The organism is Myxococcus guangdongensis (assembly GCF_024198255.1).
In the GTDB taxonomy this organism is placed as follows: domain Bacteria; phylum Myxococcota; class Myxococcia; order Myxococcales; family Myxococcaceae; genus Myxococcus; species Myxococcus guangdongensis.
The window spans coordinates 244,946-271,039 of sequence record NZ_JAJVKW010000005.1; the positions used below are offsets into that span (position 1 = coordinate 244,946).

Sequence of the window (26,094 nt, forward strand, 5' to 3'; positions counted from 1 at the left end):
GCCGTCGGCCGCTACCGCCGGGGCAGGAACGTCGGCCGGTTCAGGAACCCGCCGAGCCTGGCCGCCCGGAAGCTCGGGTCCTTCTTGTCCGGGGGGAAGATGGTGATGCCCGCCGCCAGCAGGCCCAGGCGCTTTTGCGCCTCCGGGTCCAGCCGCAGGTTCACGTCCATCGCCGGCTCGCTGTACTCCAGCCGCTTGCCCAGCTTCAGCGTGCCCGTGGCCAGCGCCTCGATGTCCTCGCCCTTGAGCTTGAGCTCCTGCACCGTGCCCAGGCCCTTGTCGAAGTTGATGCGGCCCACCAGCGCGCCGAGCGCCACCTGCGGCAGGTCCATGGGCATGGAGTTGCCACCCCCCATGGGGATGGACGCCTTGCCGCCCTTGATGATGAGCCCCTGCGTGTCGAGCGTCAGCTCGCCGTTCGCCAGGGACAGGTCCGGCTCCGGGCTCTTCCCCTTGGGCAGCGTCAAGGCCAGCGTGCCGTTGATGACGCCGTCCAGATCCACGCCGAGGAAGCCCGGCAGGTTGCCGCCGCTGGCCTTGAGCCCGTCGATGTCCGCGCGCACCTTCGAGTCCCCCAGCACCCCCACCGACGCCGTCACCGTCCCACCCAGCGCGTGGGCGCGCACCGCCACGCCCGGAGGGAAGAGGGTGGGGCGCACCGCCAGGCTGTCGATGATGACCGCCTCGCCCAGCTCCGCGGCGCCCGGGAGGCCCTCGCCGCTGATGAGCTTTCCGAGCAGGTCCGCGCTCATCGCCTGGGGCGGCTTGCTCACCTTCACGTTGGTGGCCGTGACACCGGACAGCCCCGGCCGCAGCGAGCCGATGCGCACCGCCAGCCCCGCCTGCGCCGCCTCGCTGATGATGCGCGCGCGCACCGTCTCGTACGGGAAGGTGAGCAGCAGGCAGAGGACGAAGGCCACGAGCGCGAACGCGCCGTAGCCCAGGATGACCTTCCAACGAGCGGGCTTGGAGTCAGAGGACATAGGGCTATTGCTTCATCCGGTAGGTGGCCACCGTCGTCCACGCCGTCAGCGTGTCGTTGGGCCTCGGTTCGATGCGCAGGTACTTCACCTTCACCACGCCCGGCCCGCTCTCCACCGTGCGCATGAAGTCCGTCAGCTTGCGGAGGTCCACGTCGGAGAACGTCAGCTCCACCGAGCTCTCCATGATCTTCCCGTCGCCGATGCCCACGTCGCCCTTGGGCGTCATGTTGGGCACCTGCAGCCCCGCCGCCGTGGCCTTGTCCTCGATGTACGTAATCAGCTGCACGTTGCTGGACGTCAGCTGCGTCTCCACGGCCTGCCGTGACGCCTGGGCCTCGCGATAGCTGGCCGCCAGCGCCTGCACCTCCTGCAGCTTGCCCAGCTTGTCCTCGGTGCGCTTGCGGTAGCCGGACGCGCTGTTGGCGAACGTCATCAGCACCACGAACACCACGAACACCGCCACCGCCGTGCCGGCGATGGCCACCATGCGCCGCTCACGCTCGCTGAGCCGCTCGAACCACGTCTGCAACGGCGCGAGTGCTTCCTGAAGTCTGGCCATGACTAGCTCTCTCCCCCTTCCGTCCCGGGGCACTGCACCTGGACGTCCAGACGGAACGTCACCTTCTGTCCGTCCCGCGTGCGCTCCACCTTGCCCTGCTTCACTTCCTTGAAGCACGCGTGGTTGCGCAGCGCGTTGGACAGCGTGTCCACCTGCTTGGAGGAGTCCGTCTCCCCCTGGAGGATGACGCGCTCGGTATCAATCTGGATGCGGTCGAACTTCACCGGGATGTCCTGGGGGACGTGCTCGGTGACCTCCGCCAGGAGATTGACCGCGGACATGCGCGGCAGCGCCGCCGCGGGGCTCTCCACGCCCTTGAGCATGTTGAGCGCGCGGTTGTAGTCCTTCTCGCACCGCCCCAGGATTCGCTGCGTCGTCTCGCACAGCGCCGCGTCCACCTGCGCCTCGCGCCGCGACAGCACCGAGTTGCGCACCACGCCGAAGGCGATGAGCAGGAGCAGCAGCGTCGCCGCGAAGGACGCCAAGAGGCCCAGCTTGTCCTTCACGTAGTCGAAGTCACCCTTGAAGGCGAGCGCGCCCCGTCGGTAGTTGAAGCGCGGCGCGCGCGCCCCCGTCGCGTTGCCTCGCAGCGCGAGCGCGTACGCCTGCGCCGCCGTGGGCTGCTCCTCGGCCGCGATGGCCTCCGTCGTGTCCGCGGGCAGCGCCAGCACGCGCACCGGCAGGTTCAAGTCCTTTGAGAGCTGCTCCGCGAGCCCCGGCATGCGCGCGGTGCCGCCACACAGCACCAGCGCGCCCACCTGCTGCCGGGTGCGCGCGGTGAAGGACTTCAGCGTGGGACGCAGCTCGCGCAACACCGGCTGGAGCCCTCGGGTGAAGGCCGCCGCCGCGCGCTCCGCGTCCGGCCCCTTCGCCGCGCTGGCCAGCGCCCCGTGCTGCTCCTTCCAGTGGTGCGCCTCCGCCAGCGACGTCTGGAACTCCGTGGCCAGGGCCTTGCTCAAGTCCTTGCCGCCCCCGGCGAACGTGCGCGCGAAGCGCACCCCCGTGCCCGGCGTGCCGATGGCCACCGACGTGCGCTCGTGGCCCATGTCCACGATGGCCACCGCGCCGCCCTCGTTCGCGCCCTCGAAGAGGCCCGCCGCCTGCTGCAGCAGGTTCTGGTAGGCGAGTCCCGGGTGCGTGACGACGCGCGGGTCCACCTTCAGCTCTTCCAGCACCTCCAGCAGCGCCTTGAGCTCCTGGGTGCGCACCACGCCGACGAGCAGGTCGCTCGCCTTCTCCTTGCCCTCCAGGTCCTTCTGGCCGACGACCTGGTAGTCGTAGACGACCTCGGAGATGTCGAACGGGAGCTGGCTGCCGATCTCGAACGGCAGCGTCGCGTCGATGCGCTTGCTGTCGGAGAACGGCAGCGTCAGCGTGTGGGTGATGAGCGCGGGGCCGGGCAGGGAGACCACCACCTGGTCGGCGTGGCCCGGTGGCAGCTTGCCGAGCAATTCCGTCACCGCGGCGCGCAGGGTGTCGGCGCGCTCGCCTTCCTGAGCGCGGCGCACCTCCACGTAGCTCCGGGTGGCGTGTCCCTTCGTCCGCGCCTCCAGCACCACGCCCTTCACTGCGTGGCTGCCCAAATCGAGGCCAAGAATGCGGGCCATGCTATTCCTCTCTCCAGTACAGGAGCTTGCCCAGCGTGTCGTCCAGCCGGACCACCGCGGTCAGCGTCTTCTGCACGCTGCCCGCCTCTCCCACGGATTTGATGGTGAACGTCTGACTCTTGTCGCCGATGAGGCGGTTGCCCGCCACGTTGGACTTCACGGCCGGATTCACCACGATGCCGGCGCTCTCCACCACCGCCACGAAGTCCTGCACCGCCATGCCGAAGAAGCTGAACATGCGCGCGGAGCGGATGCGGGTGATGAGCTCGTTGAGGAACACCGGGTCCCTCAAGCGCGGGTCCGGCCGCGCCGGGTCCGCCACCGACATGATGGCCAGCCCCATCATCACAGGGTCATCCGTGTTGATGTTGGGCCGTGAGTTGATGTCCGGATACACCGTGAGCCTGTCACGGAAGGCCGACATGAACTGGTCATTGATGCCGTGCACCCGGTACAGCTCGTCGACGCTGTCGAACCGGGCGTTCTTCGGCTCGTAGCTCGGCTCGTACCGGCTGTAGGGCGAGCCCTCGTCGGAGAAGCCGGACGGCATGGGGTTGACCGGGTCATTGCGGTTGATGGCCGAGCCCGTCTCGTCGTCGTCCGCGTAGTCCTTGATGGCCAGCATCACGTCCTGGGGCGTGCTGCGGACCTTGTTCGCGTCGTCGCGCTCCCACAGGAACTCGAAGCGCTTGTCCTCGAGCATGTCCAGCATGCGCAGCGCGGTGGGCAGCGCGTCGCCGGCGCCCGCCATCAGCCGGTGGACGTTGAGCTTCTCCTCCTCGTCGGAGATGGTGGACAGGAAGCAGCCCTCGAAGCCGCCGAACGAGCGGCGCGTCATCTGCGCCGACATCTCCTTCGACGCCGGGTCCTCCTCGCCGTCCATGCGGAAGTTCCCGTTGTCCTCGTCCACCGGGTCCAGGGACGGCGCGTCCTCCTTGCCGTTGTCCATGCCCTCGCTCTTCACCAGGCCCTTGAGCATGTGGCAGTCCACCCGCGCCATCCGCCACAGCTGGAGGTTCAGGCTGGAGGGCTGGGGCGTGTTGCCCTGCGCGCCCACGTTGCCACCCAAAAAGCCGCTCAGCAGCGACGCGGGGTTGGGGATGGGCGTCGCGTCCACCTGCTTCTGGAAGCGAAGCAGCAGCCGCGACAGCGCCACGCCCGAGCGCGCCATGTAGTACGCGCGGACCTCGTCGCGCTGGTTGGCGGCGAGCTGCAGGTCCACGCGGCTGTTGTAGGCGAACTCGGTGGCGATGATGGTGAGCAGCGCGATGGACACCACCGCGATGATGAGCGCCACGCCACGCGAGCGCCGCTCGTTCGCGGCCGCGGAGCGCGGCGCGGCGAAGGGCTTGGGACGTCGCCGGGACGTCTGCTTGGGGAAGGGCAGGGGCATCAGTACCTCGGTAGCTCCGTGTTCAACATGATGCGCGTCTGGGTGCTGTAGCGCGCTTCCTTGCCCGTCTCGTCCACCGCCGTCACCGTCACCCGCACGCGCGTGGGCAGGATGCTCTTCTGCTCGGGGCGCCGGGTGTCCCACTCGTCATCCCACTCCTTGCGCTCCGAGTTCCAGTACTCGAACTCCAGCTTCTTCACGCCCTCCAGCAGCACGTCCGTGGTGCCGCCCCGGTCCATGCGGTCGTCCACGTTCGGGTTGACGCGGCGCTTGAGGTCCTGCCTCCCGCGCGCCGTCTTGTCGTCGGACGCGTCCACGAAGTACTCCACCACCGCCTGGTCGGACTCCTTCACGTCCGTGTACAGCCGCTGGTGCGCGAACGTGGTGAACAGCAGCCGGTCGCTCTCCCCGATGAAGTTGCTGGGCCGGTCCTGCTGGTCCCGGAAGCGCTTCAGGTCGAACCTGTCGCTGACGTACGCGGAGCCGATTTCGCGGGACATGCGGTTCATCGCCACCCGCAGCTGCCGGTAGCGGTCCGCGTCCGCCTCCACCGTCTCCTTCGCCGTCAGGCCGGTCTGGAAGGCCATGGCCACCACCGTGCCCATCAGGGCGGTGATGGCCACCGCCACCATGACCTCCATCAGCGTGAAGCCTCGCGCGCGCCGGGTCATCGGTCGTTCCTCATCAGGCCGCCGCCCAGGTTCGGAATCTGCGGACGCCCACCACCCATGCCGGGCGGGAGGATGCCACCCGCGCCACGGCCACCCTGCTGGCCGCCGTTGGCGCGGTTCAGCCACTCCGAGCGGCGCATCAGCGGCTTGCGCGTCTGCGGATGCAGCATGACGCCGTTGGGGCCGGGGATGGGGTTCTGGACGATCATCCCCGGGCTGTCCGGGTCCACCCACTGGTTGTCCGCGCCGGGCGTCTGGCCACCGGCGTTGGGCGAGAAGCCGCCGTTCCTGTCCGAGCCCGGCCCGAGCGACACCACGTGCGTCACCAGGTCGATGCTCTCCAGCTGCGTGCCCTCCTGCCAGTACACCGTGAGGTGCACCTCGCGCACCGTCTGGGTGAGCTGCTGCACCATCTGCGTGAACATCGGCTGCGCCATGCCCATCGCCGCGCCGCCCAGGCCGCCGCCGGCGGGCTGCGGTCCGCTGGAGCCGCCCTTGCCATCCTTGTCGCCGCCTCCGCCGCCGAAGAGGCTGGCGATGCCGCTCATCGGGTCGCTCGAGTCCCCGCCGATGGGCAGGTTGAAGAGCGCGCCGATGAGCTGGTCGGGCGACACGCCGTCCAGCTTGGGCGCGATGATGCGCGCCTTCCACTTGAACTGGGGCCAGCCCTCGTCGGAGAAGTCGCCGGACTCCTCGTCGTCGTCGGGCGTGAAGCCGTCGTCGTAGAGCTGCTGCTCCACGTCCGTCATCTTCGAGCGCGCCAGCAGCGAGGCCACCGTGAGGCGCTTGGTGTAGACGTGGTTGGCCACCGCGCCCGCGTTGAGGTCGAAGATGGCCATCAGCGCGAGGCCGAGGATGGCGAGCGCCACCACGACCTCCAGCAGCGTGAAGCCCCGGGCCTGTCTCATCGCGGCACCTCCAGCGCCTCGCCCACGATGTTCACCTTGCCGGTGAGCGGGGACACGTCCAGCGTCCAGACGTTGTCGCCCTGGCTCAGGTACACGTAGGCCTTCTCGGTGTAGCCCTGCGGGAAGAAGTAGAGATACGCGACGCCGCTGTCCACGGCCTCGCGCTGCTGGCGCGTCCACACCGACACGCGCACGTCCGAGGGCAGCTCGCGCGGGGGAATCTCCTCCGACGTGAAGGACGAGAAGCGCGACTGGCTCTCCACGCGCTGCTTCTCGGCCTCCATCAACTCCTGCGCGCTGACCGTCTCCCCGGCCGAGGCCACGTAGCTGCGGCGCTCCTCGCCGTTGGCGCCGCCGCGGTTGGAGCGCCGGGCGCGGTCCCGCTCGGAGTTCACGTCGCGCAGGGCGTTGTCGCGATCTCTCGCCGTCGTCACGCCGCTCTCCGCGCATTCGGCGTGGTAGCGCGTGGCCTTCTCCTCCTTGGCCTCCGGAATCTCGAACACCAGCCGGCACGTCTTGCCGCGCAGCGCCGCCGAGTCGTAGAGCGAGCGGATGGTGCCGGCCAGCTCGCCGGCCGCGCCCTTGGCCTTGGCGCCGGTGAGCGAGCCGATGCCCATCACCGCCGCGGAGAACAGCATCGCGACGATGATGATGGCGATGGAGATCTCGATGAGCGTCAGGCCGCGCTCCGAGCGCCGCCGTGTCGCCGCATTCCACCTCATGGCTGCCCCCAGTCCGCCAGCACGCCTCCGCTGCTCAGGTCCGCGTCCAGCCCCGTACCGCCCTGCTTGCCGTCCGCGCCGAGCGAGACCACGGCGCCACTCTTGCCGTCCATCCAGTAGATGTACGGGTGGCCCCAGGGGTCATTGGGCACGCCCTCGATGAGCTTCGCCTCGATGAGCGGCGTGAAGCCCTCTTCCTTGGAGGGGAAGTGGCCCATCAGCCGGTGGTGCGCCTTGAACAGGCCCTCCAGCTTGCGGATCTCCGACCGGGCGCGCCGTTGCTCGGGTGCCAGCGTGCGGTCCTCCGTCACGTAGACGAGGACGAACGCCAGCACCGTGGCCACCAGGAAGATGCCGCCCAGGATGAGCTGACCCGACCTGTTCGGACGGGCGCTCCCCGTGGGTGAGGACGTCGGGGATGTCACTGCGCTCTGCTCGTTCATACCCAAGTCCTGTCAACACACGGGGCGCGCCGGTTCTTCACTTGGTGGCGGCCCCGTCCGCGGACGAGATGTCCGCGTCGTTGCCCTCGCCGCCGGCCGTGCCGTCCGCGCCGTAGGAGATGATGACGGGCTTGCCGCCCTCGTTGAGGTACACGTAGTCGTTGTTCCACGGGTCCTTCGGCATCGACTCCAGCGACTGCGTCTCCACCAGCGCGTTGAGGCCCGCCGACGTGTCCGGGTACTTGCCCTTCTTCGTGTAGTACAGCTTCAGCGCACCCTGGATGTTCTTGATGTCCAGGGAGGCCCTGTCCCGACGGGCCGCCTCGAGCTGGGGAATCACCGCCACGCCGACGGCGGCGGCGATGAGGCCGAGGATGGTGATGACCACCATGATTTCGATGAGCGTCATGCCCCGGCGGTTGCGGCGGCGGCGCGGCTGGCTGTTCTGGGTCGTCTGGTTCATGTCTCTCACCTCGGGGTGACTTTCTGGCAAGCCACCGCTTCGTGTTCTGGACTTCCTGTCAGGGGACCCGGGGTACGTCCACCACTCCGGGAGGGGGCACTGCTGCCCGGGGGCCGTACAGCCGGGCCCCCACCGTCACCAGCGCCGCGGCGACGGCAATCATCGCCGCCAGCGTCACACGCTGAATCCAACGGTCTAACGTCTCATTCGTCATGGGCGTCGCACCTCACCGGATGGCCGAGTTCACCTGGAGGATCGGCATCAGGATGGAGAGCGCGACGAATGCAATCACCGCGCCCATCACCACGATGAGCAGGGGTTCGAGCAGCGAGGTGAGGGCGCCGATGCGCACGTTCACCTGCGTCTCGTAGTTGTCCGCCACGTTGGTGAGCATCTCCTCGAGCTGACCGGAGCGCTCACCGATGGCGACCATGTGGTAGACGAGCGGCGGGAACTCCCCGGAGCGCTTGAGCGGGTTGGCGATGCTCTCGCCCTCGCGGATGGAGTCGCGGGCCTTCTCCACCACGTCCGCCAGCACCGTGTTCGTCATCACCGCCTTGACGATGTCCATGGCCGCCAGCAGCGGGACGCCGCTCTTGAGCAGCGTGGACAGCGTGCGGGCGAAGCGGGAGATGGACAAGAGCCGCACCAGGTTGCCGACGATGGGCGCCTTGAGCGTGAAGCGGTCCCACTTGGGCTTGCCCTTGGGGCTCACCGTCCAGCGCATGAACAGCCAGCCGCACAGCACCATCACCGGGACGGCGATGAACCACCAGTCCTGGAAGAAGTTGCTCGTGGCGATGAGCATCCGCGTGCTCAACGGCAGCGTGGCCTTCATCGTCTCGAAAATCTTGGTCACCTTCGGGACGACGAACACCATCAGCGCCACGAGGATGCCGCCGCCCACCACCATCATGATGGCGGGGTAGAGCATGGTGCTGAGAATCTTCTGCTGCAGCCGGGCCTGGTTCTCCGTGAAGTCGGCCAGGCGCGTGAGCACCGCGTCCAGGGCGCCGGACGCCTCGCCCGCGCGCACCATGTTGACGTAGATGCTGGGGAAGATCTTCGGGTGCTGGCCCAGCGCGTCCGCCAGGGACGAGCCCTCGTTGACGCGCTGCTTGATGTCGGAGAGGGCGCGCTTGAAGCGCTCCTTCTCCACCTGGTCCACCAGGGCGGTGAGCGACTCCACCAGCGTGACGCCGGCGCCCAGCAGCGTGGACAGCTGCCGGGTGAAGATGGCAACGTCGTCGGTGTTGACGCGGCCCCGGCCCAGCTTGCGCAGGTCGATGTCGCGCGCCACCTGCCCGGCGTTGGCGCCCTTGGACACCGCGCCCCGGCTGCCCTCCGCCTGGGCGAGCACATCCGTGAGGAAGATGCCGTCGGCGCGCAGCTTGGAACGCAGCGTCTTGGGTGAGTCGGCTTCCAGCAGGCCCTTGATCTGCTTGCCCGTGGAGTTGAGACCTCTGTACTCGAAGACCGGCATGGCTCATTGACCCCGGCCCCTCCCAGGGAGGAGCTGTCGGTTACATGTCCTCCTGGGTGATGCTCAGCACCTCGGCGATGGTCGTCTCGCCCAGGGAAATCTTGCGCGCGCCGTCCTCGAGCAGGGAGATCATCCCCTTGGACGTGGCGGACTTCTTGATGGTGGAGGCGTCCACGTTCTTCAGCACCAGCTGGCGCACGTCGTCGTCCACCGGCAGGAACTCGTAGATGCCCGTGCGGCCGCGGTAGCCGTTGCGGTTGCAGGTGGGGCAGCCCACGGCCTTGAAGATGCGCTCGACGCCGTAGCGCTCCTTGAAGGATGCGCGCGAGTGGCCAATCTCCTTCAGCTCCGCGTCCGTGGGCTGGTAGGGCGCGCGGCAGTCCGGGCACACGCGGCGCACCAGGCGCTGGGCGAGGATGCCCGTGAGCGACGAGGCGACCAGGAACGGCTCCACGCCCATGTCCACCAGACGGGTGACGGCGCCGGCCGCGTCGTTGGTGTGGACCGTGGAGAGCACCAGGTGGCCCGTGAGCGAGGCCTGGATGGCGATTTCCGCCGTCTCCTTGTCTCGAATCTCGCCGACCATGATGACGTCCGGGTCCTGGCGCAGGAAGGAGCGCAGCCCTTGCGCGAAGGTGAGGCCGATCTTGGGGTTGATGGCCATCTGGCCAATCCCCTTGAGCTGGTACTCCACCGGGTCCTCGACGGTGAGGATGTTGAGGTCCGGGGTGTTGATCTTCGACAGCGCGCCGTAGAGCGTCGTCGTCTTGCCGGAGCCCGTGGGGCCGGTGACGAGGATGATGCCGTGCGAGCGCTTGATGACGGCCTCCATCGAATGGAGCGTCACCTGGCTCATGCCGATCTCCGCCAGGTCCAGCAGCGTCGCCGTCTTGTCCAACAGACGCATGACGATGCGCTCCCCGTTGGTGGTGGGGATGGTGGACAGGCGGATGTCGATGTCGCGGCCGGCCAGCTTGATGCGGATGCGGCCGTCCTGCGGCAGGCGCTTCTCGGCGATGTTGAGCTGCCCCATCACCTTCACGCGGCTGACGATGGCGTTCTGGTAGCGCTTGGGCGGCTTGATGACCTCCTGAAGCACGCCGTCCACGCGGAAGCGCACGAGCAGCTCGCGCTCCATGGGCTCGATGTGGATATCGCTCGCGCGCTCCTTGGCGGCGCGGAAGAGCACCGAGTTCACCAGCCGGATGACCGGCGCCTCGTCGTCCGTGTCCAGCAGGTCCTGCGGCTCGTCCAGCTCGTGGGCGATGGCGTCCAGGTCCTGCGTCTCCATCTCGTCGACCAGCTGCTCGGCCTCGTTGATGGAGCGGTCATAGACGCTGTTGATGGCGTCGGTGATGGTGGTGTCGAGCGCCAGCCGGGGGCTGATGCTCTGCCCCAACAAGAGCCGCGCGTGGTCCAGCGCGGACGTGTCCAGCGGGTCCGCGACCGCCAGCACCACGCTGTCGTTCTCCAGGGACAGGGGCAGGATGTGCGCCTGCTTGGCGAAGTTGATGGGGATGCGCTTGACCAGCTCCGCGTCCACCTCTTCGGTGAAGATGCGCGCCAGGTAGGGCAGGTCCAGCTGGTGCCCCAGCGCCTTGGCGACGTCCTCGGGGCCGACCGCCTTGAGCCCCACCAGGACCTCACCGATGCGTCCGCCCTTCTCCTCCTGGAGGGCGAGCGCCTCGCGCAGCTTCTCCTCGGTGAGCGAGGGGACGAGCGCGCGGAGGATCTCCCCCAGCGGCCTGCCACACAGGAAGGCCTGGCCGTGGGAGACGACCTGGGTGGAGTCGTTCCGGGCGGGGGCCGCGCCGGACGCGGCGGTGGCGAGAGTGGGGTCTGCGGTCACGTTCATGGGCTCTATTCCCCGGTCTCGGGCTGGATGCGCAGGCGCTCGGGCGACGCGTCTCCGGTGGACTCCGGAGCCGGCGCTTCGGGCGTCTGCGGCGCCGGAGTCGCGGGGGCTGACTCTTCGGAACCGGCGGGAGGCAGCGGCGCTTCCCGCACCTCGGGCTCGGGCGACACGGGGGCCGGGCCCCGCCCAGGCGGCGTGCTCCCCGAGCGGCCGGCCGGGGTGTTCGAGCGGGAGGGCGTGGAGGCGTTGGGCGAGATGACGCGCTCACCCTGCACGCCGGGGCCACCGTTCTCCGCGCGCTGCCGCTCGCGGATGACGGCCTGGTTCATCTTGGAGAGCGGGCCGGGCTTGCGGCTGAAGTCCACCGCCACGTCGTAGCCGGGCACCTGGCCGTAGAACTGCTCCACGAACTGCTGACGCTCCTTCATCTTGCGCTCGAAGATGACGCGGAAGTCCTCGGGGCCCCGGATGATGTAGGGCGTCAGGAACAGGAGCAGGTTCGTCTTCGTCTTCTTGCGCGTCGTCTCGCGGAAGAAGTTGCCGATGATGGGGATGTCGCCCAGCACCGGGACCTTGGTGACGGACTCGATGGTGCGGTCCTGCATGATGCCGCCCAGCACCACCGTCTCCTGGTCCTTGGCGATGACCGTCGTCTTCGCGCTGCGCTTGCTGGTCGTCGGTCCGAGCACCGCGTCGTTGGAGGCGATCTCCTCCGTCTGCTCGGTGATGACCATGCGGATGTAGTCGCTCTCGTTGATCTGCGGCTTCACCGTCAGCTTCAGCTCCACGTTCTGACGCTGGATGGGCGCGTACAGCGAGCCCAGGCCGCCCAGCGCGCCGAGCAGCGACGTGTTCAGTCCGCCCGCGCCCTGCGCGCCGGTGCCCACGCCCGTGCCCAGCGACGAGGGCGAGAAGCCGGACTGGAAGGGCACGTTCTGGCCCACCGTGATCTCCGCCTCCTCGTTGTCGCTGGTGAGGATGTGCGGCGTGGACAGCACGTTGACGTCGGAGCTCTGCTGCATCGCGTGCAGCACCACGCCGAAGGCGGGGATGTCCAGGCCCAGCTTCTCCAGGGCGGGGATGACGGGGCCCTGAAGGCCCGCGAGGAAGCCGCCGAAGGACGCCAGGTTCGCCAGGCTCAGCGACGGGGGCAGGCCCGAGCCGGTGTTGTTGGTGCCGATGAGGCCGGGCACCGCGCCGTCATCCGTCTGCAGCGAGAAGCCGCTGTGCAGGTTGACGCCGTACTCGGCATTGCGGTCCAGGTTCACCTCCATGATGACGGCCTCGACGAACACCTGACGACGGGGCGTGTCGAGCTGCTGGATGACCTGGACGATGTTCTTGTAGTCCGTCTGGCTGGCGACGATGACGAGCGAGTTGGTGCCCTTGTCGGCCGAAATCTTCACCTCGCCGCTGAACAGCTCCGCGGCCTGCGTGGGCGAGTTGCCGCGCGGCATGCCCGGGGGGAGGTTGGGGGCGCCCGGCGTGCGGGGACGGTTGGCCGTGCCCTGCGCGAGCGACTGCAGCGTGCTCGCCAGCTCCTCCGCGTTGGCGTTCTCCAGGTAGTAGACGTTGATGCGGCCGCCCGTGCCGGACGGGATGTCGATCTGCGTGACGATGTCCTGGATGCGCTCGAACGCGGCGGGGCTGGCCACGATGATGAGCTTGTTGGTGCGCTCGTCCGGGATGATCTGCGACAGCGTCACCGGGCCACCGGCGGACTCCTGACCGCCCTGGGACGGCTGGGCGACAATCTCACCCCCGGGCTGACCCGCGGGCGGCACGCCCTGGGTGAAGTTGCCGGGGCGGGTGGCGCCGGGGCGCGTGCCCTTGGACTCGAAGAGCTTCTGCACCGTGCCGGCCACGTCCTGGGCGCTGGCGTACTGCACCTGGATGACGCGCAGCTCGTCGCTGGCGGCGCGCGTGTCCAGCTGGTTGATGAGGCGCTCCAGGCGGTGGATGTTGGAGCCCACGTCGTTCACGATGATGGTGTCGGGCGGGTACGGGATGGTGTCGCCGTCCTTGGACACCAGCTGCTGCAGCACGCCGCGCAGCGGCTCCACCTCCACGTTGCGGATGCGGAACAGCTTGGTCACCATCTGCTCGTTGGTGGTGTACGGCTGGCCGTCCTCGACGATGGTGGGGATGGGGTTCTGCTTCGCCGAGCGCTTGTCGACGATCTTCATGAAGCGGCCGTACTGGTAGACCGCCAGGCCGTTGGCGTCGAGCGAGGCGAGGAACGCGGAGTAGAACGCGTCCGCGTCCACCTCCACGCGGCCGTTCTCCGGGCCGATGATGGAGATCTTCCCGCGGACGTTCTCCGGGAGGATGAACGTGCGGCAGGTGGCGTCCGCCACCGTCTGCACCAGCTTCTCGATCTCCACCTTGTCGAAGTAGATGCCGTAGCGCGCGTTGCGCCGGGCCTCCTCGCACGTGGGCGTACGGCGAGGCCCCTGATTGGCTTCCTCGGCGGCGCCGGGAGCCTGGGGCGTGATGGTCCGCTCACCGGGCGCGGAAGGCGCGGAGGAGCCGGGCGGGGTGGGGCGGCGCTGGGCCTGCGCGGGGATGGCGAGCGCGAGGCACAGGCAGAGCATCCAGGACGGGAGCGTCTTCATGGAGGAGCGGGCGCGACGTGGGGTTTAACGAACGTTGTAGGACTTGCGGATCGGCGCGCCGTTGCGCTCGATCTCGATTTCGATGCGGGAGGAGTCCTTCATCTTCGAGTAGACCTCGAGCGCCTTCTCGGGGCTGTTGAGGTCGAACCCGTTGATGCGGCGGATGACGTCGCCGTTCTGGACGCCGATCTTCGAGTAGATGGAATCCGGGCGGATGGAGAAGAGCTTGAACCCCACCGCCTGACCGTCCTTGAAGGCCGGAACGATGCGCGCCTGCATGGCCACGTCGTTGAGGTTGTTGAGCGTCTTGTCGATCTCCGCGCGGGGCACTTCGTACTCGTTGTCGCTGACGGCGCGGATGCCGCTGGGGGATGCGGTGTTCGTCTGCGCCACCGGAGGCGTCGGCGGGGTGAAGGCCTGCGCGCCGTCACCCGGGTTGCCGTCGATGAACTCCTTGCGGCCCCCGTTGAGGATGATGACGCGCTCACGCTCGATTTCCAGCACGGTGGCGCCCTGCAGGGCATTGCCCACCATGTACGTCTGCGAGCGCTGCGTCACCATGTCCTGGACCGACGCGAAGGACCAGTCCGGGTTGCCCGCGACGAGCGTGCCGAGCAGCTTCACCCGGAGGCCGCTCTTCACCGGGGCGGCGTTGGGGTCCACCTCCGGCGTCGTGGGCTCCCTCACCGCGACGGGCGGCTCGGGAATCTTGATGCCCGTCACCCGTGACAGGCCCTCCATGTCTGGCAGCGCGAGCGCGGCCTGCGCGGGCCGGTTGGTCGGCGCACGCGCGGTGGCCCCCGACGACGGCACGGGGGAGATGGAGGATTCGACGAACAGGTTCACCGTCTTCGCCGCCAGGAGCGCGACGAGGAGGATGAACAGCAGGTTCACCGTCCAGAAGTATTTGCGAAAGAAGAGTTCCATCACGCTTCCGAGAAGAAAGCCGGACCCGGGAAGAGCAAGGCAGGTGCCATCCGCGGGTCAGACGGGCCATCCAAAGGGGACGGCCAAGCACTCGTAATTATTCCGAAAAGGGCGGGCACCCCAGGCAGGGGAGCGGGCTGCTCCAGGGCTTGGGACAAATTGTCAAAGCGGGGTGGGGGCCTTTGTGACGGCCTGTCAGTCGTCGCTTCCGGCGGGGGGCTCGCCGCCGGTGGACTGCTCGCGTTCCAGCTTGCGGTAGATGGTGCGGGCGGCGATGCCCAGCAGCCGGGCGGCCAGCGTCTTGTCGCCCTTGGTGTGGCGCAGCGTCTCGTGGATCACCCTGCGCTCCACCTCCTCCATGGGCGTGCCGATGGGGATGACCAGCTGGGTGGCGGCGCCGAGGGGGCCCTTGCGCACCGACTCGGGGAGGTCGCTGGCCTCCAGCACCTCGCCCCGAGCCAGCACCACCGCGCGCTCGACGGCGTGCTCCAGCTCCCGCACGTTGCCGGGCCAGGCGTAGTTCTCCAGCGTCTGCAGCGCCTCGGGGGAGAAGCCGCGCAGCGCCTTGCCGTTCTTCGCGGCGAAGCGGCGCAGGAACGCGTCCGCCAGCAGCGGGATGTCCTCGCGGCGCGAGGCGAGCGCGGGCACGCGGATCTCCACCACGTTGAGCCGGTAGTAGAGGTCCTCGCGGAAGCGGCCCTCGGCCACCTCCTTCTGCAGGTCCTTGTTGGTGGCGGCCACCAGCCGCACGTCCACCTTCACCGTCTGCGTGCCACCCAGCCGCTCGATTTCGCCCTCGGCCAGCGCGCGCAGCAGCTTCACCTGCGCGGGCAGCGGCATCTCGCCCACCTCGTCCAGGAAGAGGGTGCCGCCGTGGGCGCGCTCGAAGCGGCCCTCGCGCCGGGCCACCGCGCCGGTGAAGGCGCCGCGCTCCACGCCGAACAGCTCCGCCTCCAGGATGTTCTCCGGCAGCGCGCCGCAGTTGACGGCGACGAACGCGCCCTTGGCCCGGCTGGAGTACTCGTGCACGGAGCGCGCGGCCAGCTCCTTGCCCGTGCCCGACTCTCCGAGCAGCAGCACCGTGGCGGTGGAGGGCGCGGCCTGGCGGATGGTGTCCAGCATGGCGCGGAAGGCGGGGGACTGGCCCACCATGCTGCGCCCGCCCTGGGCGCTCATCTCCGCGAGCTTCGCCTTGAGCGTCTGGTTCTCCGAGACGAGCGCGCGCTTCTCCAGGGCCTTCTGCACCGCCTTCACCAGCGAGTGGCGCTTGAGCGGCTTGGTGATGAAGTCGTAGGCGCCGTCCTTCATCGCCGCCACGGCCGTCTCCACCGTGCCGTAGGCGGTCATCAGCACCACCTCCACGTCGGGGCGGATGGTGCGCGCGGCGCGCAAGAGCTCCTGCCCGTCCATGCCGGGCATCATCAAATCCGTCACCATCACCGTCACTTCGGGGCGGCGCAGGAGCTCCAATGCCTCCGTGCCGTTGGCCGCGGAGAGCGTGGCCATGTTCTCCCGCTGGAAGATGCGCGTCACGGAGTCGAGGTTGGCGCGGTCGTCGTCGACGACGAGGACGGTGGAGGTGGTCATGGTGGGGGCCGCACTATGCAATACCCGTTCCCGTCAGGCGTGCTCCTCGTCCGCCTCCGCGGGGCCTCCGCCCATGCGGCCGATGTCCTCGCGCTTGACGGCGTCGACGTTGAACTTGCGCGCGCTGGCGAGCATCCGGTCCACGGTGTCGTCGAAGTCGGGCTTGCCGCCGTTCTTCTTGAAGCGCAGGAAGTTGATGCGCGCGACGACGAAGTTCTTGAGATAGGGGCTCTGCAGGCCCTTGGCCTTGAGGGAATCGACGACGGCGACGACGGCGTCATCGAGCTCCAGCAGCCGGTCCGCCCGGGCGTCGCGCACCTTCAGCGCGTCCTCCAGCGGCACGTCCATGAAGTCCTCCACCGCCTTGACGAAGGGGTGGTAGGCGCCGGCGGAGTAGCGGGGGCGCTTCTCGTACGCGGCGCCGAGCGTGATGAAGGCGGGCTCCTCGAACAGGTGCGCGAAGGCGGACTCCTTGCCCGCGCGGCCCGCGCCCACGAGGCCCCGGTACATGCGCACCACCTCGAGCGAGCGCTCCTTGAGGTTGTGGGCCTTCTCCGTGTTGAGCGCGAGGATTTGATAGGCCACGTCCTCGTCGGGCAGCAGCAGCGCGACGATGGACTTGGCACCCAGCAGCTTGCTCGCGTGCAGGCGGTGGTTGCCGTTGGGCGTCCAGTAGCGCCCCTCCTTGCGCACCGCGATGACGGGGTCCAGGAACCGGTCCAGCCGCTCCATGGCGCTGGCGAGCCGTTTCACGTGGGGCTCGGACAGGTCGCGCTGGTACGGCGTGGGCTCCACCTTGTCGATGGGCAGCACCGCGAGCACCACCGGGTGGCCGCCCAAGGGGTCGCGATAGACGCCGAGCACCTCGCCGCCGTCCGTGCGCACCGCCTCGAGAATGTCCGTGGGGTACTCCACCGAGTCGCTGGCCACGTCCTGTGGGGACAGGCCGCGCGACTTCGGCTCCGCCTTCTTTCGGCGGGCCTTCTTGGGGGCGGCGGCGGGCTTCTTCGCTGCGACGCTCTTGCGTGCGGACTTCGCTGCCATGGGTGCGTCCTCCTCGCGCTGCGGACGAGTGATGTAGCAGGAGACCCTGACACGTCCTCCCCCAGCGAGTGGGGGAGGAGGAGCGCTCCGGCGTCGCCCACGCTAGGGGGACGCGGCAGGTAGGGCTACCCTCCCGAGAGGGTGAGCTGACGGAAGCGGACAGTGGGCGCGCCCACCGTGCCTCCGCGGAACTGCAGGTCGTTCCCCACGCCGTCCAGGTCCTGCAGCATCTTGAGCACGTTGCCCGCCACGGTGACCTCCTGCACCGCGTGCGTCAGCTCGCCGTTCTCAATCCACAGGCCATTGGCCCCCGCGGAGAGTTCGCCCGTGACGGGGTTGGCCCCGTGGCCCAGCAGGGACGTGACGTAGAAGCCCCGGTCCACCTCCTTGATGAGCTCCTCGGGCGAGGCCGTGCCCGCCTCCAGGTAGAGGTTGGTGGTGCCGATGCTCGGCAGCGCGTTGTAGCCGCGCTTGGCGTTGCCCGTGGGCCGCGCCTTCGCCTTGCGCGCGGTGAACGCGTCGTAGAGGAAGCTCGACATGACGCCCCGGTCGATGATGGGCGTGCGCCGCGTGGGCACGCCTTCGCCGTCGAAGGGCGCGGTGGCGAGCCCTCGGGGCAGCAGGCCGTTGTCCACCAGCGTGATGTGCTCGGAGGCCAGGCGCTTGCCCTTCAGCGCCGCGAGCATGCTGGCCTGCTGGTGCACGGCGTTGCCGCTGGCGGCCTTGGCCACGCCGGACACGAACGACGCGGTGACGAGCGGGTCGAACAACACCGGCACCTGCTGCGTCTTCACGCGCCTGGCGCCCAGCATCCGCACCGCGCGCCGCGTCGCCTCGCGGCCGATGGACTCGGGCGACTCCAAGTCCCCGAGGAAGCGCTTGTAGTCGAGCCAGTAGCCCTTCTGGAGCTGCCCGCCCTCGGCGGCCACGGGCATCGCGTACAGGAACACGTACGTGCCCGAGTAGCCCCCGGCCATGCCCTCCGACGACGCGACGTAGACCTCCGACACGAAGTCCCCGGCGCCCACCGCGTTGAAGGTGCTGACGCGCGAGTCCTCCGCGCGGCCCGCCTTCTCCATCTCCAGCGCGGCCTTCACCTTCCAGTCGCCGGGCAGGTTCGCCACGGCCTCGTCGTACAGCGCACCGGTGTCGCCGAAACGGCCCAAGTCCCGAGCGCCGGGAAGGCCATTCAACTTGTTGGGCGCGGCGGCCTCGGCCAGCTTCAGGGCCTGGTCCACGAGCAGGTCGATGCCCGAGGGCTCGAAGTCCGACGTGAAGGCGAAGCCGAGCCGGTCCTTCGTCACCACGCGCAGGCCCACGCCCTTGGCGGTGGACTGGGTGAGGTCTTCAATCTGCCCTTCGCGCACGCGCACGGTGCTCTGGCGGCTGACCTCGATGAAGGCCTCGGCCTGGCGGGCGCCCTTCTTGGTGGCGCGCTGGACGATTCGCTTCGCGAGCTTCTGGTAGTCCATGGTGTCGGTGCTCTCTCTTCAGACCTGGGTTCCGCCGACGGTGACGTTGTCGATGCGCACGGTGGGCAGGCCCACGCCCACGGGCATCGACTGGCCGTTCTTGCCGCACACGCCCATGCCCGGATCCGGCTGCGGGTCGCACCCCACGCGGGACACGTTCTTGAGCGCCTCCGGCCCCACGCCGATGAGGATGGCGTTCTTCACCGGGCGGCCCAGCTTGCCGTCCTCGATTTGATACGCCTCGCTCACCTCGAACACGAAGTTGCCGTTGCTGATGTCCACCTGACCGCCGCCGAAGGTCGCGCAGTACAGCCCGCGCTTCACTTCCTTGAGGATGTCCTCGGGGTGGTGGTTGCCCGGCGCGAGGAACGTGTTCGTCATGCGGGGAATCGGCAGGTGCTTGAAGGACTCGCGCCGCCCGCTGCCGGTGGAGCGCTGGCCCATCAGCTTCGCGTTGAGGCTGTCGTAGAGGTAGCCCTTGAGCACGCCGTTCTCGATGAGGACCTTGCGCTCTCCCGGCGTGCCCTCGTCGTCGATGTTGATGGAGCCGCGCCCGCTCGACACCGTGCCGTCGTCGATGACCGTCACCAGCTCGGAGGCGACCTTCTGTCCCAGCTTGCCGGCGAACAGCGACGTGCCCTTGCGGATGAAGTCCGCCTCCAGGCCGTGGCCCACCGCCTCATGCAGGAGGATGCCGCTCCAGCCCGGCGCCAGCACCACCGTCTGGGGGCCCGCCGCGCAGTCCACCGCGCCCAGCGTGGCCACCGCCTGGCGCGCGGCCTCGCGGCCCACGTCCTCGGGAGGGAAGGTCGCCCAGTGGGTGAAGGGCACCCGGCCTCCACCGCCGTACGAGCCCGTGCGCCGCTCGTTCTTCTTGCCCTGCGCCACCACCTGGATGGACATGCGGCACAAATCCTGGGTGTCCTCGGTGTAGCGGCCCTCGGTGTTGGCCACGGCGATGCGGCGCGTCTGGTCCACGTAGGCGCCGTTGACCTGCGTCACCCGCGAGTCGAACGCGCGGGCGGCCCCATCCGCGCGCGTGAGCAGGGACGCCTTGAGGGAGACCTCCACGTCGGCGAGTGGGGTGGGGACGCGGTAGTGGCTGGGCACGGCGATGCGCGAGACGGGGAAGGCCCGCTCGGCGCCGGTGCCCTGGGCAATCATCGCCGCGGTGGAGGCGGCCCGCAGCAGCGCGGGCTCGTCCCAGTCGTCGGAGAAGGCGTAGCCCACCTTGCCTCCGGAGATGACCCGCACGCCCACGCCCTGGATGAGGCCCGTCTGGGCGCTCTTGATGCGCGACTCCTCCAGCACGACGCTGGTGCTGTGGGTGCGCTCCACGTAGACCTCGGCGAAGTCCCCGCCGCGCTCCATCGCCACGGCCAGCAGGCGCTCGAGCAGCGCCTGGGGCAGCAGGGGGGCGGGCGCGATGCGACGGGCCGCCAGGGGGGCGAGCTGGGAGGTGGAGGCACGCCGGGCCGGCGCGGACACTCGGGGCATTTTGCGGGACTCCCTCGGTGAATCGTTGGGGGTGTGGGAACCTACATAGGAGGGGGAAACGTCCTGAGCAACGGACAATGGCCCCGCTTCTTTCCCCCAGGGCGGGCTTGTCGCATTCCCACCGTGGTGGCGCCGCTTTAAGATGCCGGACGTTTCGGAAACCTGGACCCGACCCCATGCCTGCTCGTCCTCCATCCTCTCCTCGCCCTGGTGCCGGAGGTAAGCCCCCATCCCGGGGCCGTCCTGCGCGCGAGGTGTCCTCCGACGAGGACTTCGCCGCACCCCCCTCCGGAGACGAGGGCCAGCCCGACGGCCCCTCCAACCCGGAGCTGTACGGGGACGCCGAGCCGCCACGCTCGCGCACGGACGAGACGCGGGTGGCCTCGGTGTCGGACGTGCGCGAGGAGTCCCGGCGCCGCGAGGAGGAAGAGGACGACAACGCGGACGCCACGCGCGCCGGGCCGCCGGTGCAGATGCTGGTGCTGGCGGGGCCGGACCGCGGGCGCAAGAAGCGCTTCCAGGGCGTGCGCATGGTGGTGGGGCGCGGCAAGGACTGCGACTTCACCCTGGATGACCAGTCCGTGTCGCGCCGGCATCTGGAGCTCATCTACGGCCAGGGCGGCGTGGCGATGCGCGACCTGGGCAGCATCTCCGGCACCCAGGTGAATGATCAGCGCGTCGACGAGTGCACCCTGAAGCACGGGGATGAAATCGCCATCGGCAAGTCGCGCCTGCGCTTCGTGGATGAGGCGGAGCAGATCAAGGAGCTGCGCGAACAGGCGGAGGCCCGCGAGGCGGACGAGAAGCGCGAGCGTGAGGAGGCGGCGAAGGACCGCGACGAGGCGCGCAAGGCGGCCGGTGCGTCCCGGGGCACCGACGTGGACCCGAATGACCCGCGGCTCAACGAGGCGACCAACGCCAACTACCGGATGCCGGATGAGCTGAAGGAGAAGAATCGCGACGCCAGCGGCGTGAAGAAGGGCAAGGGCGCCATCGCGATTCCCCGGCCGCGTCCGCCTCCGCGCAGCGCCGTCACCGGCGGCGGGGGGAATTCGAAGGCGAAGCTGCTCATCGGCGTGGGCGGCGGCGTGGTGGTGCTGCTCATGCTGGGTCTGTTGCTCATCCCCTCGGGCCCTCCGCCTCCGCCTCCGGTGGACCCCAACGTGGAGCGCTCGAAGCTGTTGATGCAGAAGGCGCGCGAGGCGGTGCGCTCGGACGACTTCGCCAGCGCGGTGAAGCTGGTGGAGGAGGCGGAGAAGCTGCGGCCGGGCGTGGACGAGGAGGGCCTGGGCCGCGCGGCGGCGAAGGAGCTGCTGGTGCAGCAGTCCTTCCAGGCCGTGCGCGAGCTCATCGACGCCAACGACTTCGCGGGAGCCCGACAGAAGCTGTCCGAGACGCCCCAGGGCACCGCCAAGACGGACGACACGCGGCGCAAGCTGGAGCAGGAGGTCAAGACGAAGGACGAGCTGTGGCGCATCAAGCAGATGGAGGAGGCGCTCGCGGCGCGTGACGTCGCCACGGCGCAGTCGCTGCTGGAGCAGGTGCCGGAGCTCAACCGGCCCGCGTACTCGCAGAAGCTGCAGGATTTGCAGGCGGAGCTGGCCAAGGAGGCTCGGGACAGCGCGGTGAGAGATCGGGCCAGCCGGGAGCGCAACGAGGAGCGGGCCAAGGAGGAGCGCAAGCGCTTCATCGCGGAGGCCTTCACGGACGTGGAGCGGCGCTTCAACGGCGGCGACTACCAGCGCGCGGTGCTCGAGTGCGACCGCGTGGTGGAGAAGTACAAGGCGGACAAGGATGTGAAGGACCGCTCGCGCCAGCTCAAGACGCTCATCCCTCAGTTCCAGCGCGCGCTGGACGACGCGCAGAAGAAGCTGGCGTCCAATGCGCTGGAGTCCGCGTCCAAGCCCCTGCGCCGCGCGGCGGAGCTGTACCGGCAGATCGGCTTCGATGGCTCGCTGGGGCGGACGCTGGACGAGCAGCTCGCGTCAGCGGCGCTGGCGGCGGGGCAGGCGGCGCTGAAGAAGGGCGACCTGGCGGGGGCGGGCAGCAACTTCCGCGAGGCCCTGCGCCTCAACCCGGGCGACCGTCGGGCTCGGGACGGCCTGGATGACTTGAGCAAGAAGGTGGAGGAGCTCTACATGCGCGCGTATATCGAGCGCGACCGGGACCCGCGCTCCGCGGCGGAGAAGTTCAAGATCGTCATCGAGACGGCGGCCGAGGGTTCGGATACGAAGCGCAAGGCCGAGATGTACCTGAGCGAGATGCAGCCGTGAGGCGCTCGCCAACAACGTTCGTACGTGGAGAGATGGGATGAGCGAGTCGTCGCTGCGTGAGCTCGGGATGGACCTCATCGAGGAGCGCCAGTTCGAGCGCGCCCTCGCCGTGTTCGCGGAGGCCGTGCGCCGGGTTCCCGCCGACCACCGCTCCCGCATGATGGCGTCCCGGTGTCTGGCCGAGCTGGGGGAGCGCGAGCGCGCCGTCACCTCGTACCACGCGACGGCCGAGGGCCTGCTGCGTCGCGACTACCTGCTGTCCGCCATGGCGGCGTGCAAGCTGGGGTTGGATCTGGCGCCCAGCGAGCGGCGGTTGAAGGAGACGCTGATCCGCGTCCACTCGCGCGCGGTGCGCAGCGCGCCGGGTCGCGCGGTGGTGCCGCCGCCCCTGCCGCCGGAGACGCTCTACGACGGCAAGGTGGAGACGGACCTGATGGGGCTGGCGGGCGAGGAGCTCTCCAACCGCGCCATCGAGGTGCTGGCCGCGCCGGACCCGGGTGGTTCCGCGGACCCGAACAGCCGTCCGCCGCTGCCGCTGTTCGCGGACCTGGACCGGGACGCGTTCATCGACCTGGTGGGTCGCATGGCGTGGCGCCGGGTGCGTCCCGAGGAGGTGGTGAGCCGTGAGGGCGAGCCCGCGGACCATCTCTACGTGCTCGTCGCTGGCAAGGCGGAGGTGACGCGGCAGATGGAGGGTGAGGCGCGCACGCTGGGCTTCCTCGGCGGTGGCTCCATCTTCGGGGAGATTGCCCTTTTGACGGGCGCACCGCCGACGGCGACGGTGTCCGCGGTGTCCGACACGGAGGTCTTCGAGATTCGCCGCGAGCACCTCAACGCGGTGGCGAAGAGTCACCCGGCGGTGCCGCAGGTGCTGGCGGACTTCGCGCAGCAGCGCATGGCGCGAAACCTGATGGCCACCTCGCCCATGTTCCAGACGCTGCCGGAGTCGGAGCGGGGGGCGCTGCTGCAGCGCTTCACCTTCCGCGCGCTGCAGGGGCACGAGAAGGTGCTGGTGGAGGGCGAGCACTCGCCGGGGCTGTTCCTGGTGCTGGCCGGTGAGCTGGTGGTCCAGAAGGAGGACCCGGCGGGCGGCACGGTGACGCTGGGCGTGCTGCGCGAGGGTGACGTGGCGGGGGAGATCTCCCTGCTGACGGGGCTGCGTGCCTCGGCCACGGTGGTGGCCACGCGAAAGACGGCAGCGGCCTTCCTGGAGCGCAACGCGTTCCATGCGCTGGTGCAGGCCTTCCCGCACATCCGGACGTATCTGGAGCAGCTCTCGGATCGGCGGTTGAAGCAGATTGGCGAGGCGCTGCGGCCCGCCGAAATCATCGACGCGGACGAGCTGGTGCTCGAGCCCGAGGCGGCGTGAGGAGCGCATGGTGACGTTGTCGCGTTCGAAGGTGGTGGGCGTGGCGCTGGCGCTGGCGGCGGCCGGAGCGGTGCTCTACTTCTGGCCGCGCCACGAGCCCGGTGTCCCGGAGGCCGTCACCCGTCAGGTCATCACGATGACGCGGGCGGCGGAGGCCAAGGACATCAGCAAGGTGATGGAGGGCGTGTCCGAGCGCTTCAAGACGGACGGCGGCATGGACTCGCGGCAGGTGCGCGGCATCCTCACGGGCCAGGTGCTGCGGGGCCAGTGGGTCCGCATCTTCACCACCAACCTGGAGGTCCACGAAGTCTCTCCCACGCAGGGGGACTTCCAGGCGCGCTTCATCTTCGGCCGCTCCCAGGCGGAGAGCGTGAAGGACCTGGCGGCCGACAGCGTGCTGAACGCGTATCTCATCGAAGGCACCTTCGAGAAGGAAGCCGACGGGGAGTGGCGCGTGGTGCGCGCGAAGTACCGGCCGCTGAATGCGACGGAGTTGCTGTAGCTACAGGCGAGCGGCGTGCGTCTCACCGAGGCTGCGGATCCGGGGCGATGCGCGAGGCCAGCGCTCATCGCGCGGAGTCCCCTGTGCCCGCTCGTGCTACGGACGTCTCACTGGAGCAGGGCGCCCGTCTCGTTCAGCCAGGCCTTGGCCATGGCGCCCTGGCCCGCGGACTCCAGGCCCTTCTTCACCGTGTCGATGCGCGAAGCCAGCTCCTCGCGCGGCGTGCCCTGTGCCCGCGCGCGCACCAGCCCGAAGTAGTAGTGCTGGCAGCCCGCCGCGTAGGCGCTCTGGGCGAAGAGCAGGTCGCCCATGGTGCTGTACGCCTCTGGCAGTGAGCCCGCGCCCGTGTCCGGGGCGATCACCGCGAGCAACGCCTTCGCGCCCTCGTAGTCCTTGCGCCGCACCAGCAGCGCGCCCTTGGCGTACTGCGCCTTCGCCAGCCCCACGCCCTTGGCGGCGATGGCCTTGTCGTAGGCGGCGAGCGCGTCGTCCTGCCGCTCCGCCGCCTCCAGCAGCCCGCCCCGCGCCAGCCAGTAGCGGCCGTCCTGCTCCAGCAGCGGAACCTTCTTCCCATCCGCGGACGCCACCTGGATGGCGCCGAACGCGCCCTCGTACGCATCCAGCAGCGCCAGCGCGCCCGAGGTATCGCCCGACGCCTGCAAGCTGCGAGCGCCGTCCAGGTAGAGCAGGGGCGCCGTCTTGCGCTTCGCCACCGCGGCCTCGAACGCGCCTCGCGCCTCGGGTGCCTTGCGCGCGGCCAGCGCCCGCGCCCGGGCGAAGAGGGCGTGCACGTCATCCGGCACGGCCTTCAGCGCCGCATCGGCCTCCTGGAGTGCCTGGTCCGCGGCGCCTCGTGACAGCGCCAGCTCCGCCTTCAGCGCCCCCGCGCGCGACGTCAGCGCGGGCGTCAGCTCGGCCTGCTTCTCCTGGGCCGTGATGAGCGCGCGCTCCGCCTCCTCCAGCTTCTTGCCCTGATACGCGCGCGCCAACCCCATGCCCAGCCGCGCCATCAGGTGGTCCGGGTTGACGCTGGTCGCCTTCTCGAACGCCTCCATCGCCTGCGCGGGCTGTCCCTCATCGAGCAGCGCCTCACCGTACGCGGTGGTGAAGCGCGGATCCCGATACGCATTCTCCGCCGCGCGGGCGAAGGCCTGGCGCGCGCCGGGCAAATCCCCCTTCGCCTGGAGCGTGAACGCCTGCGCCAGCGTGAGCCGGGGGCTGTTGGCCCCTTGCGACTGGAGGTCCGCCAGGTACTTCTCCGCCTCTGCCGTCTTGCCCTCCGCGAGCAGGTGCAGCGCGCGGGCGCCATGCCGCTCACCGGAGCGCGAGTCGAGCGCCTCGGCGCGGGCCAGGTACTCACGGGCACGGGCATCCGCGCCGGGCTGGTGGTGCTCCAGCCACAGCACCGTCTGGATGTCGGCGGCCAGCGCCTGGGCGTCGCGGGCGTCGGAGTCCAACTGGAAGAGCTTCTCCAGCTCCGCCATGGCGCGCGTCAAATCGGACGGGTTGCCTCGCAGCGCGGCGGCGCGGGCCATGCGCAGGTGCTCATCCGTCTCCCTGCGCACCGTTCCCCGGTGGACGAAGTAGGCCACGGCGCCCGCGAGCACCACGGCCACCACCGCCACCTGCGTCAGCGCGCTCTTCCAGCTCTCGCGTCGCTTCCAGTCGCCGTGATTCTCGGTGCCCATGGACCTGTCTCCCCGCGCTGGAGTTGGATGCTA

General features: G+C 69.5%; 22 protein-coding genes. 3 read left to right on the forward strand and 19 right to left on the reverse strand.

The features are described 5' to 3' along the window. Positions 1-11: 11 nt before the first annotated feature. The 18 genes from gspN to LXT21_RS17645 all read right to left on the reverse strand — a co-directional run bounded on the left by gspN (position 12) and on the right by LXT21_RS17645 (position 20,229). Positions 12-983, reverse strand: a complete 972-nt coding sequence (gene gspN, locus LXT21_RS17560; RefSeq protein WP_254039297.1) for a type II secretion system protein GspN — start codon at positions 981-983, stop codon at positions 12-14. 4 nt (positions 984-987) lie between these two features. Beyond that, complete coding sequence (gene gspM / locus LXT21_RS17565; protein WP_223746636.1) at positions 988-1,542, reverse strand: type II secretion system protein GspM; 555 nt, start codon at positions 1,540-1,542, stop codon at positions 988-990. Positions 1,543-1,544: 2 nt separating this feature from the next. After that, on the reverse strand, positions 1,545-3,149 hold the full coding sequence (pilM, locus tag LXT21_RS17570) for a pilus assembly protein PilM (RefSeq protein ID WP_254039298.1): 1,605 nt from the start codon (positions 3,147-3,149) through the stop codon (positions 1,545-1,547). A gap of 1 nt (position 3,150) precedes the next feature. After that, positions 3,151-4,542: a type II secretion system minor pseudopilin gene (locus LXT21_RS17575; protein ID WP_254039299.1), complete on the reverse strand. Its 1,392-nt coding sequence runs from the start codon at positions 4,540-4,542 to the stop codon at positions 3,151-3,153. After that, the gene (locus LXT21_RS17580) at positions 4,542-5,213 is read right to left on the reverse strand and encodes a type II secretion system protein GspJ (RefSeq protein ID WP_254039300.1); all 672 of its coding nucleotides are present in this window, start codon (positions 5,211-5,213) and stop codon (positions 4,542-4,544) included. The genes LXT21_RS17575 and LXT21_RS17580 overlap by 1 nt, the downstream gene beginning before the upstream one ends. Beyond that, positions 5,210-6,121 carry a type IV pilus modification PilV family protein gene (locus LXT21_RS17585; RefSeq protein WP_254039301.1) on the reverse strand — a complete coding sequence of 304 codons (912 nt, stop codon included), beginning with the start codon at positions 6,119-6,121 and terminating at the stop codon, positions 5,210-5,212. The genes LXT21_RS17580 and LXT21_RS17585 overlap by 4 nt, the downstream gene beginning before the upstream one ends. Further along, on the reverse strand, positions 6,118-6,843 hold the full coding sequence (locus LXT21_RS17590; RefSeq protein ID WP_254039302.1) for a prepilin-type N-terminal cleavage/methylation domain-containing protein: 726 nt from the start codon (positions 6,841-6,843) through the stop codon (positions 6,118-6,120). Before LXT21_RS17590 ends, LXT21_RS17585 begins: the two co-directional genes overlap by 4 nt. Beyond that, positions 6,840-7,286, reverse strand: coding sequence for a type II secretion system protein GspG (locus LXT21_RS17595; protein WP_254039303.1), 447 nt, complete (start codon positions 7,284-7,286; stop codon positions 6,840-6,842). The genes LXT21_RS17590 and LXT21_RS17595 overlap by 4 nt, the downstream gene beginning before the upstream one ends. A 37-nt stretch (positions 7,287-7,323) precedes the next feature. Beyond that, entirely contained in the window at positions 7,324-7,749 is a 426-nt protein-coding gene (gene gspG, locus LXT21_RS17600) for a type II secretion system major pseudopilin GspG (protein ID WP_254039304.1), read from the reverse strand. Positions 7,750-7,807: 58 nt separating this feature from the next. Then, on the reverse strand, positions 7,808-7,963 hold the full coding sequence (locus LXT21_RS17605) for a hypothetical protein (RefSeq protein WP_170300454.1): 156 nt from the start codon (positions 7,961-7,963) through the stop codon (positions 7,808-7,810). Between the two features lie 12 nt (positions 7,964-7,975). After that, on the reverse strand, positions 7,976-9,232 hold the full coding sequence (gene gspF, locus LXT21_RS17610; protein WP_254039305.1) for a type II secretion system inner membrane protein GspF: 1,257 nt from the start codon (positions 9,230-9,232) through the stop codon (positions 7,976-7,978). A gap of 40 nt (positions 9,233-9,272) precedes the next feature. Continuing rightward, the gene (gspE, locus tag LXT21_RS17615; protein ID WP_254039306.1) at positions 9,273-11,087 is read right to left on the reverse strand and encodes a type II secretion system ATPase GspE; all 1,815 of its coding nucleotides are present in this window, start codon (positions 11,085-11,087) and stop codon (positions 9,273-9,275) included. 5 nt (positions 11,088-11,092) lie between these two features. Then, positions 11,093-13,702 (reverse strand): type II secretion system secretin GspD, encoded by a 2,610-nt coding sequence (gspD, locus tag LXT21_RS17620; protein ID WP_254039307.1) that lies wholly within the window; start codon positions 13,700-13,702, stop codon positions 11,093-11,095. A gap of 24 nt (positions 13,703-13,726) precedes the next feature. After that, a complete protein-coding gene (gene gspC / locus LXT21_RS17625; RefSeq protein ID WP_254039308.1) occupies positions 13,727-14,629 on the reverse strand; it encodes a type II secretion system protein GspC in 903 nt (300 codons plus the stop codon). A gap of 195 nt (positions 14,630-14,824) precedes the next feature. Then, on the reverse strand, positions 14,825-16,216 hold the full coding sequence (locus LXT21_RS17630; protein ID WP_254039309.1) for a sigma-54-dependent transcriptional regulator: 1,392 nt from the start codon (positions 16,214-16,216) through the stop codon (positions 14,825-14,827). 33 nt (positions 16,217-16,249) lie between these two features. After that, positions 16,250-17,260 (reverse strand): ParB/RepB/Spo0J family partition protein, encoded by a 1,011-nt coding sequence (locus LXT21_RS17635; protein ID WP_254039310.1) that lies wholly within the window; start codon positions 17,258-17,260, stop codon positions 16,250-16,252. A 125-nt stretch (positions 17,261-17,385) separates the two neighbouring features. Beyond that, a complete protein-coding gene (locus LXT21_RS17640; RefSeq protein ID WP_254039311.1) occupies positions 17,386-18,732 on the reverse strand; it encodes a TldD/PmbA family protein in 1,347 nt (448 codons plus the stop codon). Positions 18,733-18,750: 18 nt separating this feature from the next. Beyond that, the gene (locus LXT21_RS17645) at positions 18,751-20,229 is read right to left on the reverse strand and encodes a TldD/PmbA family protein (RefSeq protein ID WP_254039312.1); all 1,479 of its coding nucleotides are present in this window, start codon (positions 20,227-20,229) and stop codon (positions 18,751-18,753) included. Between the two features lie 254 nt (positions 20,230-20,483). On the opposite strand from LXT21_RS17645, the gene LXT21_RS17650 reads away from it, so the two are divergent. From LXT21_RS17650 to LXT21_RS17660, 3 genes are read left to right on the forward strand one after another with little or no spacing between them, the layout of a single operon-like run. Then, positions 20,484-22,502 carry an FHA domain-containing protein gene (locus LXT21_RS17650; RefSeq protein ID WP_254039313.1) on the forward strand — a complete coding sequence of 673 codons (2,019 nt, stop codon included), beginning with the start codon at positions 20,484-20,486 and terminating at the stop codon, positions 22,500-22,502. Positions 22,503-22,539: 37 nt separating this feature from the next. After that, on the forward strand, positions 22,540-23,871 hold the full coding sequence (locus LXT21_RS17655) for a cyclic nucleotide-binding domain-containing protein (protein ID WP_141332363.1): 1,332 nt from the start codon (positions 22,540-22,542) through the stop codon (positions 23,869-23,871). Positions 23,872-23,878: 7 nt separating this feature from the next. Beyond that, positions 23,879-24,373, forward strand: a complete 495-nt coding sequence (locus tag LXT21_RS17660; RefSeq protein ID WP_254039314.1) for a hypothetical protein — start codon at positions 23,879-23,881, stop codon at positions 24,371-24,373. Between the two features lie 107 nt (positions 24,374-24,480). Here the strand turns inward: LXT21_RS17660 and LXT21_RS17665 are convergent, their stop codons facing one another. Continuing rightward, positions 24,481-26,061: a tetratricopeptide repeat protein gene (locus LXT21_RS17665; RefSeq protein WP_254039315.1), complete on the reverse strand. Its 1,581-nt coding sequence runs from the start codon at positions 26,059-26,061 to the stop codon at positions 24,481-24,483. Positions 26,062-26,094: the final 33 nt, after the last annotated feature.

Bases quoted from the DNA above. Each gene is read 5' to 3' on its own strand.
- LXT21_RS17645 (WP_254039312.1), bottom strand. From the start codon at position 20,229: ATGCCCCGAGTGTCCGCGCCGGCCCGGCGTGCCTCCACCTCCCAGCTC.
- gspC (WP_254039308.1), bottom strand. From the start codon at position 14,629: ATGGAACTCTTCTTTCGCAAATACTTCTGGACGGTGAACCTGCTGTTC.
- LXT21_RS17575 (WP_254039299.1), bottom strand. From the start codon at position 4,542: ATGCCCCTGCCCTTCCCCAAGCAGACGTCCCGGCGACGTCCCAAGCCC.
- LXT21_RS17595 (WP_254039303.1), bottom strand. From the start codon at position 7,286: ATGAACGAGCAGAGCGCAGTGACATCCCCGACGTCCTCACCCACGGGG.
- LXT21_RS17640 (WP_254039311.1), bottom strand. From the start codon at position 18,732: ATGGACTACCAGAAGCTCGCGAAGCGAATCGTCCAGCGCGCCACCAAG.
- gspG (WP_254039304.1), bottom strand. From the start codon at position 7,749: ATGAACCAGACGACCCAGAACAGCCAGCCGCGCCGCCGCCGCAACCGC.
- gspE (WP_254039306.1), bottom strand. From the start codon at position 11,087: ATGAACGTGACCGCAGACCCCACTCTCGCCACCGCCGCGTCCGGCGCG.
- LXT21_RS17660 (WP_254039314.1), top strand. From the start codon at position 23,879: ATGGTGACGTTGTCGCGTTCGAAGGTGGTGGGCGTGGCGCTGGCGCTG.
- gspF (WP_254039305.1), bottom strand. From the start codon at position 9,232: ATGCCGGTCTTCGAGTACAGAGGTCTCAACTCCACGGGCAAGCAGATC.
- gspM (WP_223746636.1), bottom strand. From the start codon at position 1,542: ATGGCCAGACTTCAGGAAGCACTCGCGCCGTTGCAGACGTGGTTCGAG.
- pilM (WP_254039298.1), bottom strand. From the start codon at position 3,149: ATGGCCCGCATTCTTGGCCTCGATTTGGGCAGCCACGCAGTGAAGGGC.
- LXT21_RS17585 (WP_254039301.1), bottom strand. From the start codon at position 6,121: ATGAGACAGGCCCGGGGCTTCACGCTGCTGGAGGTCGTGGTGGCGCTC.
- LXT21_RS17590 (WP_254039302.1), bottom strand. From the start codon at position 6,843: ATGAGGTGGAATGCGGCGACACGGCGGCGCTCGGAGCGCGGCCTGACG.
- LXT21_RS17665 (WP_254039315.1), bottom strand. From the start codon at position 26,061: ATGGGCACCGAGAATCACGGCGACTGGAAGCGACGCGAGAGCTGGAAG.
- gspN (WP_254039297.1), bottom strand. From the start codon at position 983: ATGTCCTCTGACTCCAAGCCCGCTCGTTGGAAGGTCATCCTGGGCTAC.
- LXT21_RS17655 (WP_141332363.1), top strand. From the start codon at position 22,540: ATGAGCGAGTCGTCGCTGCGTGAGCTCGGGATGGACCTCATCGAGGAG.
- LXT21_RS17635 (WP_254039310.1), bottom strand. From the start codon at position 17,260: ATGGCAGCGAAGTCCGCACGCAAGAGCGTCGCAGCGAAGAAGCCCGCC.
- LXT21_RS17630 (WP_254039309.1), bottom strand. From the start codon at position 16,216: ATGACCACCTCCACCGTCCTCGTCGTCGACGACGACCGCGCCAACCTC.
- gspD (WP_254039307.1), bottom strand. From the start codon at position 13,702: ATGAAGACGCTCCCGTCCTGGATGCTCTGCCTGTGCCTCGCGCTCGCC.
- LXT21_RS17605 (WP_170300454.1), bottom strand. From the start codon at position 7,963: ATGACGAATGAGACGTTAGACCGTTGGATTCAGCGTGTGACGCTGGCG.
- LXT21_RS17580 (WP_254039300.1), bottom strand. From the start codon at position 5,213: ATGACCCGGCGCGCGCGAGGCTTCACGCTGATGGAGGTCATGGTGGCG.